This window comes from Hymenobacter rubidus (assembly GCF_016734815.1).
In the GTDB taxonomy this organism is placed as follows: Bacteria; Bacteroidota; Bacteroidia; order Cytophagales; family Hymenobacteraceae; genus Hymenobacter; species Hymenobacter rubidus.
On the sequence record NZ_JAERQF010000005.1, the window covers coordinates 194,420 to 208,979 of the forward strand.

10 protein-coding genes are annotated in these 14,560 nt (G+C 62.8%); 3 read left to right on the plus strand and 7 right to left on the minus strand.

What is annotated here, in order from left to right:
* Positions 1–221: 221 nt before the first annotated feature.
* From JKL48_RS06050 to msrA, 4 genes are all read right to left on the minus strand, one after another.
* Positions 222–647: a response regulator gene (locus JKL48_RS06050; protein ID WP_201979962.1), complete on the minus strand. Its 426-nt coding sequence runs from the start codon at positions 645–647 to the stop codon at positions 222–224.
* An 18-nt stretch (positions 648–665) separates the two neighbouring features.
* Positions 666–4,145: a PAS domain-containing sensor histidine kinase gene (locus JKL48_RS06055; RefSeq protein ID WP_201979967.1), complete on the minus strand. Its 3,480-nt coding sequence runs from the start codon at positions 4,143–4,145 to the stop codon at positions 666–668.
* Between the two features lie 91 nt (positions 4,146–4,236).
* On the minus strand, positions 4,237–8,496 hold the full coding sequence (locus JKL48_RS06060) for a PAS domain-containing protein (RefSeq protein WP_201979974.1): 4,260 nt from the start codon (positions 8,494–8,496) through the stop codon (positions 4,237–4,239).
* Between the two features lie 155 nt (positions 8,497–8,651).
* Positions 8,652–9,326: a peptide-methionine (S)-S-oxide reductase MsrA gene (gene msrA / locus JKL48_RS06065; protein WP_201979976.1), complete on the minus strand. Its 675-nt coding sequence runs from the start codon at positions 9,324–9,326 to the stop codon at positions 8,652–8,654.
* A gap of 380 nt (positions 9,327–9,706) precedes the next feature.
* Between msrA and JKL48_RS06070 the strand changes: the two genes are divergently transcribed.
* The 3 genes from JKL48_RS06070 (at position 9,707) to JKL48_RS06080 (ending at position 11,694) form a co-directional block, all read left to right on the plus strand.
* Positions 9,707–10,105, plus strand: coding sequence for a hypothetical protein (locus JKL48_RS06070; protein ID WP_201979978.1), 399 nt, complete (start codon positions 9,707–9,709; stop codon positions 10,103–10,105).
* A 42-nt stretch (positions 10,106–10,147) separates the two neighbouring features.
* A complete protein-coding gene (locus JKL48_RS06075) occupies positions 10,148–10,582 on the plus strand; it encodes a hypothetical protein (protein WP_201979981.1) in 435 nt (144 codons plus the stop codon).
* 107 nt (positions 10,583–10,689) lie between these two features.
* Positions 10,690–11,694, plus strand: coding sequence for a fatty acid desaturase (locus JKL48_RS06080; RefSeq protein WP_201979985.1), 1,005 nt, complete (start codon positions 10,690–10,692; stop codon positions 11,692–11,694).
* A gap of 88 nt (positions 11,695–11,782) precedes the next feature.
* Here the strand turns inward: JKL48_RS06080 and JKL48_RS06085 are convergent, their stop codons facing one another.
* The 3 genes from JKL48_RS06085 to JKL48_RS06095 form a co-directional block, all read right to left on the minus strand.
* A complete protein-coding gene (locus JKL48_RS06085; protein WP_201979987.1) occupies positions 11,783–12,196 on the minus strand; it encodes a hypothetical protein in 414 nt (137 codons plus the stop codon).
* 135 nt (positions 12,197–12,331) lie between these two features.
* Positions 12,332–12,898, minus strand: a complete 567-nt coding sequence (locus JKL48_RS06090; RefSeq protein ID WP_201979988.1) for a YceI family protein — start codon at positions 12,896–12,898, stop codon at positions 12,332–12,334.
* A gap of 114 nt (positions 12,899–13,012) precedes the next feature.
* Positions 13,013–14,347, minus strand: a complete 1,335-nt coding sequence (locus JKL48_RS06095) for a Gfo/Idh/MocA family protein (RefSeq protein ID WP_201979989.1) — start codon at positions 14,345–14,347, stop codon at positions 13,013–13,015.
* Positions 14,348–14,560: the final 213 nt, after the last annotated feature.

Genomic DNA, 14,560 nt, shown 5'->3' on the forward strand with positions numbered 1-14,560 from the left:
GAGGCGGAGCCGAAGCATCTCGCTCGGGCTACCCGTCATCCTGAGCGGAGCGAAGGACCTTATCGCGCTTGGCCCAGTTAATCTACTGCAAATCGTTCATCGGTGATAAGGTCCTTCGCTCCGCTCAGGCTGACAGACGGCACAGGCTCGTGCTTTGCCTCCGCTTCTGCATGACGGTTATTCAACGGGCATGCTGATACCAGTCCTTGGCGACGTGCGTCTTACAGGTCCGGGCTGCCGATTGATAAGCGGCGCTGAAAGTGCAGCTGCAGGATGCTGTCTATCTTCTCCTGGGTGAGGGGCTTGCTCACCAGCCCGGCAATGTTGAGCTCGTCGAGGCGGGCCAGGTCGCGGGCGTCCATGGTGGTGGTGAGCATGATGATGACCGTGGCGCTGTGTTGGGACTTGAGAAGTTTCCGGTAGGCTTCCAGGAACTGAATCCCATTCAGGCCGGGCATGTTCACGTCGAGCAGGATGAGGGCGGGCTCGTTGGGGCCCACGGTGTTCTCGATGATGTCCAGGGCCTGCTCCCCGTTCTCGGCCACAAAAATATGGTCGCTGACGTTCAGGCTTTTGAGCAGCAGCTCGTTGAGGAAGTTATTGGTTGAATCATCGTCTACCAGCAAGATGCTGGATAATTGTTCCATGAGCATAAAATTCAGAATTTAAGGCAGTTGAAAAACCGGTGCCGGTAGCGCGACGGTGAAGGTAGAACCCACGCCGGGGGCGCTTTGCACGGCGAGGGTGCCGCCGGCGTTTTCCACCATTTTTTTCACCATGTACAGGCCCACGCCGGAGCCTTCTACGTGGGTGTGCATCCGGCGGAACAGGCGAAATAGCTCCGTTTGCTGTGGCTCGCTCAGGCCCAGGCCGTTGTCCTGCACTTCCAGTACTACCTGGCCGGCGGCGGCGCGGCCGCGCAGCACTATCTGGGCCGGCCGGGCCGGGTCGCGGTACTTAATGGCGTTGGAAAGCAGGTTGTAGAGAATGCTGCGCAGGTTTTTGGGCGAGAAATGGACCGTGGGGCACTCGTGCAGTTGCAGCGTGAGGGTCGCGTCGGCGGCCGTGAGCTCGGGCAGAATGTCGAGCCGCACACTTTCTACCAGGGCCGGCAGGTCCACGGCCTCGGCAGTCTGCTCAAGCGAGTCCTGCTGCAGGCGCGTCACGTCGGTGAGGTGGTTGAGCGTCTGCTGGAAGCGGGCCACGGCGCCGTCCATCATTTGGAGCAGGCGCTGCACCAGCGGCGCGTGCAGCGCCTCGGCGGGCAGCTGCTGGCGCAGGGCCAGCAATAGGCCCTCGATGTTGGTGATGGGCGATTTCAGGTCGTGCGAAGCCGAATACACGAAGGTGTCCAGGTCGGCGTTGGTGCGCCGAAGCCGGGTGTTACTGTCATTCAGCTCATCGTTGGTAGTGGCCAGCTCCGCGTTGAGGGCTTCTACCTGCTGGCGGGCCTGCACCTGCTCGGTTACTTCATGAATGAACACGGCCACCCCGGCAATCTGGTCGTGCTCGCGGTAGGCCTGGTACGTGAAGGTGATGTAGCGCGCCGGGCCGCCGGATAGCCGCGTGCGTAGCAGCTGCTCCGAGCCCTGGTAGGTTTCGCCGGTTTGGTACACCCGGTCGAGCCGGGCAGTAACGTCCGGGGTCGTCAGGTTGGCGTAGGCTTCCTGCACGGTGCGCCCCTGCAGGTCGTCGCCAGGATACAGCCTTTCGAACGAAGTGTTGTAGTACTCGATGCGGTGTTCGGGCTCCCGCAGCAGGGCCACGGCCACCGGCGCACGCTCGAACAGGCTCAGTAGGTCCTGGCGCTGCTGGGCCCGGCGCTGGGCACCGGCCAGCAGGGCCGCCTGCATGGTTTCGGCTTGGCGGCGGGCCAGCACCTGCTCGGTTACGTCGTAGGCAAAGGCGGCCACGCCCACAATGCGGCCTTCCTCGCGGTAGGCCTGGTACGAAAGCGTGACGTAGCGCGGGCTGCCGGGCTGGAGGTCGGCCAGCGGCATGTCAATAACCACCTGCGACTCGCCAGTTTCGAACACCCGGTCGAGCAGCTTCACCAAGCCGGCCATTTTAATGCGCGGGTACACTTCGGCAATGGTGTGTCCTTGCAGCGGAGAAGCGGCCTCCTCGGGCGGAAACAGCTCGACAAAGGCCGGATTGAAGTAGTCGATGCGGTGGTTGGGCTCGCGCAGCAGCACAATGGCCACCGGCGTTTGGGCAAATATCTGGTACAGCTCCTGGCGCTGCTGGGCCCGGCGCTGCACGGCAGCCAGCGCGGCGGCTTGCAAGGTTTCGGCCTGGCGGCGGGCCAGCACCGATTCCGTCGTATCGAGAATAAAAGCCAGAATGCCCTGAATCTGGCCCCGGCTGTCGTGCAGGGGTTGGTAGATGAAGTCGACGTAGCGTTGCTTGGGTTGGCCAGTGGCACTGTCCAGGAGTTGGACCAGCATGTCTTTTCCAATAAAGGGCTGGCCGCTGGCGTACACGTTATCAAGAATGCCCACAAAGCCCTGTTCCATCACCTCCGGCAATGCCTCGGCCACCGTCAGGCCCAGCTCCGCACGGCCGGCCGAAAGGGCCCGGTATTGGTCGTTGAAAAACACGAACCGATGCTCCGGCCCCATCAGCGTGGCCACCGAAGCCGGTACCTGCCCCAAAATCTGATGCAGCAGGCCTTGTTGCTCGTTCAACTGCTCGCGCTGGTTCTGGGCTTCGCGCAGGGCGGCGTGAGCTTCGGCGGTGCGCTCTGTTACGCGGGTTTCCAGCTCGTCGTTGAGCTGCTGCACCTGCTGGCGGGCCAGCACCTGATGGGTGACGTCCACGGCCGAAGCCGTGATGGCCGTGATGTGGCCTTGTCCGTCGTGCAGGGGCTGGTAGGTAATGTGGTAGTAGCCGAGGTCTGGGTGGCCGTTGCCGCGCCGGTCTACGCGCACGGGCAGCTCCCGCAGGTAGTAGGGCTTGCCGGTGCGGTACACGTCGGCAAAAATGGCCTCGAAGCCCTGGCCGGCCAGGTCGGGCAGGGCTTCAAAATGGTTGCGGCCCAGCACCGAAGCCGGCGAACGACCCCAGATGAAGCCCATTTCAGCATTGGCCAGGGTGATGACGTGGGTCGGGCCCGTCAGGATGGCCAGCGCCATGGGGGCCTGCTCAAACACGCGCTCCAGCGTGGCATGTTCGGCTTCGGCATCGGCCCGGGCTTGCTGGGCCTCCTGGGTCCGGGCTTGCACGCGCGTTTCCAGGGCCACGTTGCTGGCCGTGAGCTCATCGTTGAGCTGCTGTGCCTGCCGGCGTGCCAGTACTTGCTCGGTTACTTCGGTGCCGCTGGCTACGAGGCCCACAATTTCGCCGGCTGCATCGCGCAGGCACTGAAATACAAAGTTGACGTAGGCCTGCGTGGGCTGGCCGGTGTGGGCGCGGGCCAGGGTAACGGGGGCTTCGGTGACGGTGAACGGCTGGCCCGTGGTCAGTACATCGGCCAGAATTTGCTCGAAGCCCTGGCCAGCGGTATCGGGCACGGCCTCGAAGTAGGGGCGGCCTAGCACCTGGCCCGGCTCGCGGCCCCAAATGGCGCACACGGCGGGGTTGGCCAGCTCCACCCGCAGGTTGGGGCCGCGCATGATGGCAATGGCCACCGGGGTTTGCTCAAATAGCTGGTAGAGCTGCTCACGCTCCTGCTCGGTGGCCGCGTGGGCCAGGTGTAAGGCTTTGGAGCGTTCCAGGGCGAGGGCTTCTTCCCCGGCTGTGGGCGGCTGGTTTCCGGCATCGGCGAAGCTCACGACCAGCAGGTCGGCGTGGCGCTGGGCCGCCAGCTGGTAGAAGCCGCCACGGCCGTTGGGCTGGTAGAGGCGGCTGTGGCGTTCCACCTGGCCCGTGCGGAAGGCGTCGCGGTAAAATTCAACCAAGTCATGTGCATCCGCCGTGGAAAAGGCCGTCAGCACGGAGCCGGCCGGGTGCGCCGGCAAGTGCAGGAGTTGCTGGGCCGCGGCATTGAGCTGCACCCAGGCAAAGTCACTTATTTCCGTGCCCGCGTCTGCGTAGAGTGGGCGTAGCAGCACCATCCCCGACGGAGACAAGTTCAGCAGCACCTCCGCCAACCCGATGGAGTTCAGTTCGTTGGTCGGGGGTACTGGAATGGAGGAAGCAGGCATAGCAGGCGACAATAAGTAAGCGGCGGGATACCTGGGCCCGCGAGTTGGTGGGCGCTGCTGCCCAACGGTTCGTATCGTTGGGCGGCAGTTGCTAAAGAAAAATCCGGAACGTTGTGCCTTCGTCTACCACGCTGTGCACTTCTACCCGGCCGCCGTGGTTTTGCACGATGCGGTTCACCAGGTAAAGGCCCATGCCAGTGCCGTCGACGTGGGAGTGGAAGCGGCGGAACAGCTGAAAAAGCTGCGGCCCGAAGCGCTCCAGGTCGATGCCCAGGCCGTTGTCCTGCACGGTAAGAATGGGCCGCCCGGTCACCAGGTCGGGGGTGCTGCTGAAGCGGATATTGACCGGCCGGCCGGGCGCGGCGTACTTCAGCGCGTTGCCGAGCAGGTTGAAGAGCACGCTTTGCAGGTTGAGGCGCACGAAGTTCACCACCGGGCAGGTGGCAAAGTCCAGTTCCAGCGTGGCGTTGGCCAGGGCCACTTGGTCTTGCAGGCTGGCCACCACTTCGGCCACCAGCGGGGCCAGCTCCACGGCTTCGACGGGCATTTCCTGGTGCTGGCGCTGCACCTGCACAATGGCGCTGAGGTCGTCGATGGTGGCAAAAATCCGGGCCAGCGACCGTTCAAAGTAGCTGATGAGCTTGATGGCGTCCGGGTCGCGGAAGTAGGCCGTGCGCGTGAGTTCCTCAAAGATGCCCGCCATGTTGTTGATGGGCTGCTTGAGGTCGTGCGAGGCCGTGTACACAAAATTGTCCAGGTCCTCGTTGGTGCGCCGCAGGCGGTCGTTCTGTTCCTGGAGCTGCTGCTGCACTTCCTTGAACTCGTGCACGTCGGTGTTCACGCCCACCCACAGCGCCACGGCACCGGCCGGGTCCCGAATGGCCTCGCCACGGGCCAGAAACCAGCGGTACTGGCCGTGGCGGTCGCGCCAGCGGAGCTCGGTTTCGAAAGGCTCGCCGGTGGCCAGGCTGTGCTGCCAGCGCCGGGTGGTGCCGGCAAAGTCGTCGGGGTGAATGTACTGTTCCCAGCCCCAGTTGCGCAGCTCCTCAAAGGTGCCGCCCGTCAGCTCGTACCAGCGCTGGTTGTAGTAATTGAGGCTGCCGTCGGGGCGGGCCGTCCAGGCCAGCTGGGGCAGGGATTCGAGCAATTGCTGGAAGCGGTTTTGGCTGGTCAGCACCTGCTCCTGCAATTGGCGCTGCTGGTGCACGTCGGTGTTGGTGCCGTACCATTTCAGGAGCTGGCCGCCGGGCGTGCGGCGGGCCTGCGCCTGGCCCAGAAACCAACGGTACTGCCCATCGTAGCGGCGCAGGCGGAACTCGGCCTCGTAGTAGCGCTGGCTGGCAATGGCAGCGTCCCAGCGCTGCTGCATCAGGGCGCGGTCGTCGGGGTGCACAAATTCAAGCCAGTGCGCCGCCCCGTTTTTCTCCATGCTTTCACCCACGTACGCGGCCGTGCGGTGGTTGTAAAAGTCCACGGTGCCATCGGGCCGGGCCGTCCACACCTGCTGCGGAATGCTCTCGGCCTGAATGCGGAGCTCTTCCTCACTTTCGGCGAGGCGCTCCTGAAGCCGGCGTAGGTCGGTCACGTCGGTGTTGGTGCCAAACCAGCGCAGCACCTTGCCGGTGGCCGCGTCGCGAATGGGCCGGGCCCGGCTCAAAAACCAGCGGTACTCGCCGTCGTGCCGGCGCAGCGGGAAGGTGTCCTCCCAGGGCTGGCCGGCCTCGATGGCAGCCAGGTAGCGCTCCACCACGCCGGTCACCGTTTCGGGGGCGTGCACCGTGCGCCACTTGTCGCCCAGCATTTCTTCCAAGGTCGAGCCGGTGTAGGCGTACCACTGCTGGTTGTACCAGAAAATGGCCCCCGACGGGTCGGCCATCCAAGCCAGCTGGGCCATGTTGTCGGCCAGGGCGGCGAAGTCCTGGCGGCTGCGGGCCAGCTCCTCGGTGCGCTCGCGCAGGTCGTGCACGTCCAGCAAGTAGCCGTAGCGGCGCAGCAGGCGCCCGTCGGCGTCCAGCTCCGGCACGGCTTCGGTCATGAACCAGCGGTGCTGGCCGTCGTGCCGGCGCAGGCGTACTTCCACACGCCCCAATTGGGCCGTATCGATGCTGTGCTGAATCTGCCGGCTGGCCTCGGCGCGGTCGTCGGGGTGCAGCATGTCGCTCCACACGGCGTCCACCTCCGACCAGGGCCCGCCCAGCGCCTGGCCCGTGTAGGCGTACCACTGCGGGCTGATGTAGGTGGTCTGGCCCTGGGCGTTGGTGGTGAAGGTGATGATGGGCAGCATGGCCGCCAGGTGGCGCAGGCGCGCGTCGGCTGCCTGCACGGCGGCTTGCAGAGCCGCCGCTTTCTGGCGGGCCAGCACCTGCTCGGTCACGTCGATGCCGTAGCTCAGCACCGAAGTCACGGGCTGGTCGTCGGCCGGCCGCAGCGGCAGCATGCCCATGTTGTAATAAAAATCACGCTTCAGGCCGGTGTCCGAATCCTCGAAGGTGATGTGCTGCTCCACCACGTGGTAGGGCTCGCCGGTTTCGTACACCCGCGTCATCAGGTCGTCGCCGTAGCCCTGGGCCACCATTTCGGGCATCACCTCGCGGCGGGGCCGGCCCAGCTGCAAGCGGCTGCCCATCAGGCGCTGCACCTTGGGCAATATCAGGCTGGGGCGCAGGTCCGGCCCGTCGTAGAGGGTGAGGATGATGGGCAGCTCTTCCAGAATGCGGTGCAGGCGCTGGTCCTGCTGTTGCAGCTGGGCGCGGGCCTGGCGCTGCTCGTGCACGTCGGTGCAGGTGCCAAACCATTCCAGCACCTGGCCAGCAGTGTCGCACTGCGGCTGCATTTGCAGCAAAAACCAGCGGTACTCGCCATCGTGCCGGCGCAGGCGGTACTCCAGCTCGTAGTAGCTGGCCGTGGCGGCGGCGGCCTGCCAGGCGGTGGCGGCGGCGGCAATGTCGTCGGGGTGAATAATGGCCCGGCCCGAATGCTCCGGACCGGGCTGCTCGGTGGTGCAGCCGGTGTAGTCGCGCCAGCGCTGGTTCACGTAGGTGGGCTGGCCGGTAGGGTCGGCCCGGAACACCAGCTGCGGAATCAGCTCGGTGAGCTGACGGAACTGCTGCTGCTGGCGCTGGTTTTCGGCGGCCAGGGCTTCGCTCCGTTTGCGGGTCAGCACCTGCTCGGTCACGTCGAGGCCGTAGGCCAGCACGCCCAGCTGCGTGCCGCTGCGCAAGGGCAGGTAGCCATAGTCGGTGTAGCGCTGCAGGATTTCGCCGGTGGCCGGGTCCTGCAGCTCGGTGCGCTCTTCGTGGCCAAAGCGGGGCACGCCGGTGTCGCGCACTTCGCTCAGCAGCTGCCCGTAGCCCTGGGCCACCACTTCGGGCAGGCTCTCGGCCACGGTGCGGCCCACGGCGGCGCGCGGGCCCATCATTTCCTGGGCGCGGGCCGAGAGGAACGTGAAGGTGTGGTCGGGCCCTTCCATGGTCGTCACGGTGAGCGGCAGCTGGTCCAGAATGCGCTGCATGCTGCGCTGCTGGCCTTCCAGCAGGTCGCGGCTGCGCTGCTGCTCGTCCACATCGGTGATGCTGCCAAACCACTGCCGGATGCGCCTTTCGGCGTCGTGTTGGGCAAAGCCGTTTACCAGGTGCCAGCGATGCACGCCCGTGGCGCCGTGGCGCAGGCGGTAGCGCAGCTCAAAGCTTTCGCCGGTGGCCAGGCACTCGTGCCAGCGCAGCAGGGTGCTCTCGTGGTCGGCGGGGTGCACGGCGTTCAGCCAGCCCTCGCCATAGGTCTGCTTCGGAGTAAAGCCGGTGTAGTTGTACCAGTTCTGGTTGGCGAACGTTATCTGCCCGGCCGCATCAGCCGACCACAGCAGCAAGGGCAGGCGTTCGGCAATGAAGGTTGACTCTTCGTAAAGCTTGTTGCCCACGGCCGTGCGCAATTGCTCGCCCACATCCAGCAGGCGCAGCAGGATGAAGCGCGGCGCGCCGTCGGTTTCGCCCGGCGTGGCCGGCACGGGCTGCAGGGTGGCTTCCCAATAAGTAGGCTCGGGCCGGCTGGCCGCAGTGCCGGCGCCGGGCACCCATTCGGGGCGAATAACCTGGGTGTTGCCCGCCTGCGCTGCCGCCAGCGCCGCCTTCCAGGCGGGCGCGGATGCCAGCACGCTGCCCGCCGCGGCCAGTGCCTTGCGAAAAGCGGCTAACGGCTGGCCGGGCAGGGTAGGGGCCACGGCCGGCCCCAGCAAGGCCTGCATGGCCGTGTTCAGGGCCAGCACGGTGCCGTCGGGGGTCAGGGCCACAAACGGAGCGGGCAGCGCTGCGAAGAGCAGTTCAAAATCCAGGGTGGGCAGAGGGGTAGCGGACATAAACGGCAAAGACAGCGAAGCACGACCAGCCGCGTGCGGCTTGCATTATCAAAGATAGTTCTTTGCATTGTGCCCGGACGCACGAAGCGGCAAAAAGCACTGGCCTTGATAGCCAGGACTTTTTGCCGCTTCGCATTCAGGGGCCTAACCTCGGCCTAGAGCGGGTTTTTGAGGTCTTTGGCAAATACCCGCTGCACGTGCTCCACTTTGTGGGCCGAAACGTTGGTGATGTACGGGTTTTCGGGGTGCAGGCGGTAGTAGCCCTGGTGGTAATCCTCGGCCGGCCAGAACTTTTGAAACGGCACCACCTGGGTCACAATCTTGCCGGGGTATTCCTTCGAGGCGTTGACCCGGGCAATGGTTTCTTCCAGAATTTTCTTTTCCTCGGGGGTGCGGTAAAAAGCCGCCGAGCGGTACTCCGGGCCCGCGTCGGGGCCCTGGCGGTTGAGCTGCGTGGGGTCGTGCGAGGCGGTGAAAAAAATGTCGGCCAGCTTCTGGTAGCTCACCACTTTGGGGTCGTAGTAAATCTGCACGGTTTCGGTGTGGCCGGTGGTTTTGTCGGCTACCTCCTCGTAGGTGGGGTTGGCCTTGGTGCCGCCGGCGTAGCCGCTCACCACTTGCTTCACGCCCTTTATTTCCTCAAAGGCCTCTTCCTGGGCCCAGAAGCAGCCGCCGGCAAACGTGGCCACGGCCAGCCCCGTTAGGTTGGCCGGGGCAAAGCCGGCCGTGGAGCGGGGCGGGTTCTGGGCATCGGCCGGCTGCTGCGAGCCGCAGGCAAACGTGAAGGCCAGCAGGCCCAGGCTGCCGAGGGATTTCAAACGGTTTTTCATGGAATATCAGGAGTCGGGAATAGCGCCGTAAACGGCTGTTCGGTTCGGTAGACGCCGCCGGCGCACCGGCCTTACACGGGCATAATATCCTATACGAAACAGGGCCTTGGTTGGCTTGCAGCTGCCGGCAAAACCGGCCTGCGCGAAGGCAGCACCTACGACCGGAGCTGCTAACGGAGCCGGAATACCAGTTGAAACCAGCAAGCCTTCTCTGCAGGCGAAAAACAAACTACGTATTTATAACGCATGAGCATATAATGAACAGTGAGAAAGAATAGTAAGTAGCCCAATAGCTGAGACTTGGCCGAAGGTCGGGAAGTTGGTTTGTATCCTTTGGTACGTATTTGTCGTAGCAGGCCGCACTGCTCTTTCCCCGCGCTATGTCCTTACAAACTTTACTCGAAGCACCGCACATCATCATTGCCTACGACCACCTCAACGAGTGGCTGTACGCCGACTGGCAGGGCGACCAGGACCTGCGCAGCGTGCAGCACGGCGCCCTGGAAATCCTGCGGCTGCTGCAGCTGCAGCGCTGCAGCAAGGTGCTGAACGACAACACCCGCGTAACCAGCATGTGGAGCGAGGCCGCCGAATGGGGCGGCAAGGAGTGGTTTCCGGCCATGACGGCAGCTGGCCTGCGCTATTTTGCCTGGGTATATTCGCCCAATATTTACAGCCGACTTTCAACCGACCTCACCCTGCAGTTCACCGCTGGCAATCCGGTGGTGGCCACGTTTGATGACCTTGAAACCGCCAAAGCCTGGCTGCTGCAGATGTAAGCGCAAGGCGTTGGCTACCTGCTTTTTTTACGTGTTTACGAGTTGCCCACCCCGCCCGTGAATCCTGCCGATACCCTCACCTTTCGCCGCGCCGACGGCCACGTGTACCTCACCGCCACCCGCGACCGGGCCAATGGCTGGATTCATGCCCTGTGGACCGGCATTCAAACGCTCGAAACCATCCAGACCGGCGGCCTGGCCTACATCGAGATGCTGAAGCAGGAGCCCTGCCCGAAGCTGCTCAACGACCACCGCGAACTGGTGGGCCGCTTCGTTGATGCCAACCAGTGGATTGCCGAGGTCTGGACGCCGCGCATCATGCAGGCTGGGCTGCGTTACTTTGCCCAGGTGCTGGCCCCCGGCGTGTTCGGCCAGATGTCGATGCAGGACCTGCACCTGCGCATCAGCGACCAGTTCGAAATCAAGATGTTCGACCAGCTGGCCGACGCCGAGGCCTGGCTCAACAGCCTGCCTTAACCGGGCACGTCCACTGGGAGCTCGTGCTTCAAGCTGAACCAATTTGCCGTATTTTTGTCTGAAAGCCCAGGCGCGCTACTCCTTGCCGCGCCCGCTTTCTGCTTCTTATGGCTTCAGCTCCTACCGCTTTCACCGTGGCCACGGCCCCCGAGCCGCACCGCGTGCGCACCCGCCAAATCATCAAGGCCCACCCCGAGGTGAAGCAGCTGATGACGCGCAACCCCAGCACCTTCCTCATCGGTCTGGGCTGCGTGGTGGCCCAGATTGCCATTGCCTACTTCCTGCGCAACCAGGCCTGGTACTGGACCATTCCGGTGGCCTATCTGGTGGGCGCGTTTTTCTCGCACACCCTGTTTGTGGTCATTCACGAGGCGGCACACAATTTGGTTTTCCGCAAGCTGTGGCAGAACGTGGCCACCGGCATTCTGGCCAATTTTCCGTCGGTGTTTCCCACGGCCATCAGCTTCAAGAATTTCCACATCAAGCACCACGTCTTCCAGGGCGTGCATGAGCTAGATGCCGACCTGCCCGACTGGTACGAGGCCAAGCTGATTCATAACTACAGCATTGGCAAGGCCATCTGGCTGTTTTTCTTCCCGCTGTTCCAGGTCATTCGCACGGCCCGCTGCCGCGAAGTGGCCACCGTGGACCGGTACGTTTTCGCCAACATCGTGGCCCAAGTGGCGTTCGATGCAGCCATTGTGTACTTCTTCGGCTGGACGGCGCTGTTGTACCTGTTTCTCAGCTTCTGGTTCTCGGTGGGCCTGCACCCGCTGGGCGCCCGCTGGATTCAGGAGCACTACCTCACCCTCAGCCCCGAGCAGGAAACCTATTCCTACTACGGCCGCCTCAACGGCATCAACCTCAACGTGGGCTTCCACAACGAGCACCACGACATGCCCAGCATTCCGTGGAACAACCTGCCCAAAATCAAGGCCCTGGCCCCCGAGTTCTACGAGCCGCTGCTGGCCCACACCAGTTACACCAAGCTGTTTTTTAAGTTTCTGTTCGACCAGGAAATCAGTCTCTACTCGCGCATCACGCGCCGCGAGCGCGGCACCGCCACGCTCAAGGACCAGAGCGTACCGGACAAGGAACTACTGTCGGCTTAATCGAAGCACAAGAGAAATGAAAAAGGCGACCCAAATGGGTCGCCTTTTTGCTGGTCAAATACAGCCGGGCGCACAGTTGATGGCCCGTTTAGTTGGCATGGGTCGAATCGCAGGACAGCGTCGATACGTTGCTGAGCGCGAAGGAAGGAATGGTCGTCGTCGTGCCATCGGCCACCAGGCAACAGATGGCAAGCGTAGAAGGCGGGGCAGTTGTGTAAGTGAAGTGCAGCTGCTGGCCCACCCGGCCCAGACTGCCCAAGTTGCCCGAATTAGCCACGGCAATGACGTTGTTGCCCAGAAAGCGGTTGCCTTGGATGGCTGTTGCCGGAGCGCCGATGGGGTAGGCCGGGTCCACATCGACCAAAATCCCCATCATGCAGGTGGTCCCCACCACCTTACCGCTGTAGCAGGTGGGCTGAGGCTCCGTGCAGTCTTTTTTACAGCCGAGGAATGAGCCCGCTACCACGGCAGCCAAGCATAAAGAGGAAGAAATACGTAGCATAAGGCGGGCGGAAAGAAGTGGAATACTCAGCTTCACAACCTTGACCGGCAGGTGACTGGCCGCGTTGCACGAGCAGCTAAAAAAAAGCGGCTGCCCCAACCGGAGCAGCCGCTTTTCAGCGTATTCAACAGGCGCTTAGGCAGCTGCCTCGGCCTGCTTGGCGAACTGCACGTTGATAAACAGCTTTACGTCGTCGCCCAGCACGATGGCGCCGGCTTCGGTGATGCCGCCCCAGGTGAGGCCGAACTCCTTGCGGTTCACTTTGCCGCTTACCTCGAAGCCCGCTTTGGTGTTGCCGTAGAAATCGACGGCGGTGCCGCCGTATTCCACGTCCAGGGTCACGGGCTTGGTCACGTCTTTCATCGTGAGGTTGCCGGTCAGCTTGTAGCTGTCGCCGCTTTGCTTCACGAAAGAAGTCGATTCGAATTTGATGTGCGGGAACTTGGCAGCGTCGAAAAACTCCTCGCCTTTCAGGTGGCCGTCGCGCATTTCCTGGTTGGTGTCGATGCTCTCAACGTCGAGCGAGAATTCTACTTTGGCGTTTTCAAAGGTGTCGCCTTCCGACTGCATCGAACCCTGGAAGGTTTTGAACGAGCCGGTGACAGTAGAGATAACCAAGTGCTTGATTTTGAACTGCACTTCGGAGTGCATGGGGTCGAGCGTCCATTTGGTGGTGGCGGCGGTGGCGGTTGCTTCAGACATGGCGGTTGGAATTGATAAGGTGAATTGAGGATACAAAGATAATCAATGTTGCTACATTTGATGTAACTACATCAATTATTTTTTTGTGTCCAAACGTCCGGCACCAGATAAAGTTCAAACGCCCCGCGTGGGGGAAGGCTGCAAGGTGGTCAGGCTGCCGATTTTGACCGGTTGGCCGCTGTCGATGCTGTGGCGGGCCGCGATGCCGACCAGGCAGGACATGGCCCCGTCGCGGGTGCCGGCGGCCTGACGGTAGGGGTCCTTGCCATCGGAGGCGAAGATTTGCTTGCGCAGGCGCACGTCGCCGCCGCCATGGCCTTCCTCGTTGTTGGGAATGCGGATGATTTCGCGCTTGCCAAAATTGGTGGTCAGCTGGATTTCATCGAACGCCTCTTCTTCCCACGGCTGTCGCTCCTTAATCCAGGCTTCGAGCCGTCCCTTGGTGCCGTTGAAGGCAATGCGGTAGCCCTCGTAGGGCGAGTGCGTGGTGAGCGAGTAGCTGACCTGCACGTTGTTGGCGTACTTTATCTGCACCGCCATCTTGTCGAAAATGTCGATGTCCTCCTTCCACACGCAGCCGTCGCGCAGGTAGCCGTCGTAATTCTCGTTGTCGGCATAAATGGCCATCAGGCGCTTGTCCTTGGTCATGTCGAAGTAGAACTTGCACTTGTCTTTGTAAGGGCAAGGGCGGCAGTTGGTGTGCCGGAAATCGTTGTTTTTGCCATAGAAATCGAGCCGGCCGTAGGCAAAAACTTCCTCGGGGTCCGATTCCAGCCACCAGTTCAGCAGGTCGAAGTGGTGGGTGGCTTTGTGCACCAGCAGCGAGCCGCTGTTCTGGCGCAGGCGGTGCCAGCGGCGGAAGTAGTCGGCCCCGTGGTGCACATCTAAGTACCAGTGAAAATCAGCCGCCTCAACCTTGCCAATCACGCCTGAGCGCAGCATTTCATACAGCTTCTGGCGGTGCGGCGAGTAGCGGTAGTTGAAGGTGACTTTCACGTTCTTGCCGGTGCGCTTTTCGGCGTCCAGAATCTGCTGGCACTTCTTCTCGTCGGTGGTCATCGGCTTCTCGGTCACGATGTCGGCCCCGTATTCCAGGCCCTTCACAATGAATTCGTTGTGCGTGGCATCCACTGTGGTCACGATGAGAACGTCGGGTTTGGTTTCCTTCATCATCTTGTCGAAATCCGTGTAGGTGGGGCAGCTCACGCCGAGCATCTTTTTGCCGGTGGCCACACGGCCGGGGTTGATGTCGCAGAGGCCCACAAATTCCATGCTGTTGCCGTGCTCGGCCAGCACGGGCGTGCCCCACATGCCCAAGCCGCGGTGGCCGGTGCCCACCATGGCCACGCGCTTTTTCTTAGGCGCCAGCGCCGAGGCAATGACATTATTGGTGAGCAGGGAGCCGGCCAGCGCGGCGCCGGTCAGCTGGGTAAATTGGCGTCGTTCCATAAGGGGTGGGAATTGAGTTGGTTGAGGCCGGAAAGTTGGGGTTTTTGCGGGGCATTGCGGATGGGCTTGGGCGATTATAATTGTGCAATCGTTCCCGGCGTCACCTCACCCCCGGCCCCTCTCCGCGGGGGAGGGGGCCGGGGGGGGGGGGGCCCCCGAGCCCGTCCTTTGGCCTTCCCTTTAGCCCCCCTTCCCCCCCCCTTTCGCTGGCTC

Coding starts and splice junctions, on each gene's coding strand:
- JKL48_RS06050 (WP_201979962.1), bottom strand. CDS start 647: ATGGAACAATTATCCAGCATCTTGCTGGTAGACGATGATTCAACCAAT.
- JKL48_RS06055 (WP_201979967.1), bottom strand. CDS start 4,145: ATGCCTGCTTCCTCCATTCCAGTACCCCCGACCAACGAACTGAACTCC.
- JKL48_RS06060 (WP_201979974.1), bottom strand. CDS start 8,496: ATGTCCGCTACCCCTCTGCCCACCCTGGATTTTGAACTGCTCTTCGCA.
- msrA (WP_201979976.1), bottom strand. CDS start 9,326: ATGAAAAACCGTTTGAAATCCCTCGGCAGCCTGGGCCTGCTGGCCTTC.
- JKL48_RS06070 (WP_201979978.1), top strand. CDS start 9,707: ATGTCCTTACAAACTTTACTCGAAGCACCGCACATCATCATTGCCTAC.
- JKL48_RS06080 (WP_201979985.1), top strand. CDS start 10,690: ATGGCTTCAGCTCCTACCGCTTTCACCGTGGCCACGGCCCCCGAGCCG.
- JKL48_RS06085 (WP_201979987.1), bottom strand. CDS start 12,196: ATGCTACGTATTTCTTCCTCTTTATGCTTGGCTGCCGTGGTAGCGGGC.
- JKL48_RS06090 (WP_201979988.1), bottom strand. CDS start 12,898: ATGTCTGAAGCAACCGCCACCGCCGCCACCACCAAATGGACGCTCGAC.
- JKL48_RS06095 (WP_201979989.1), bottom strand. CDS start 14,347: ATGGAACGACGCCAATTTACCCAGCTGACCGGCGCCGCGCTGGCCGGC.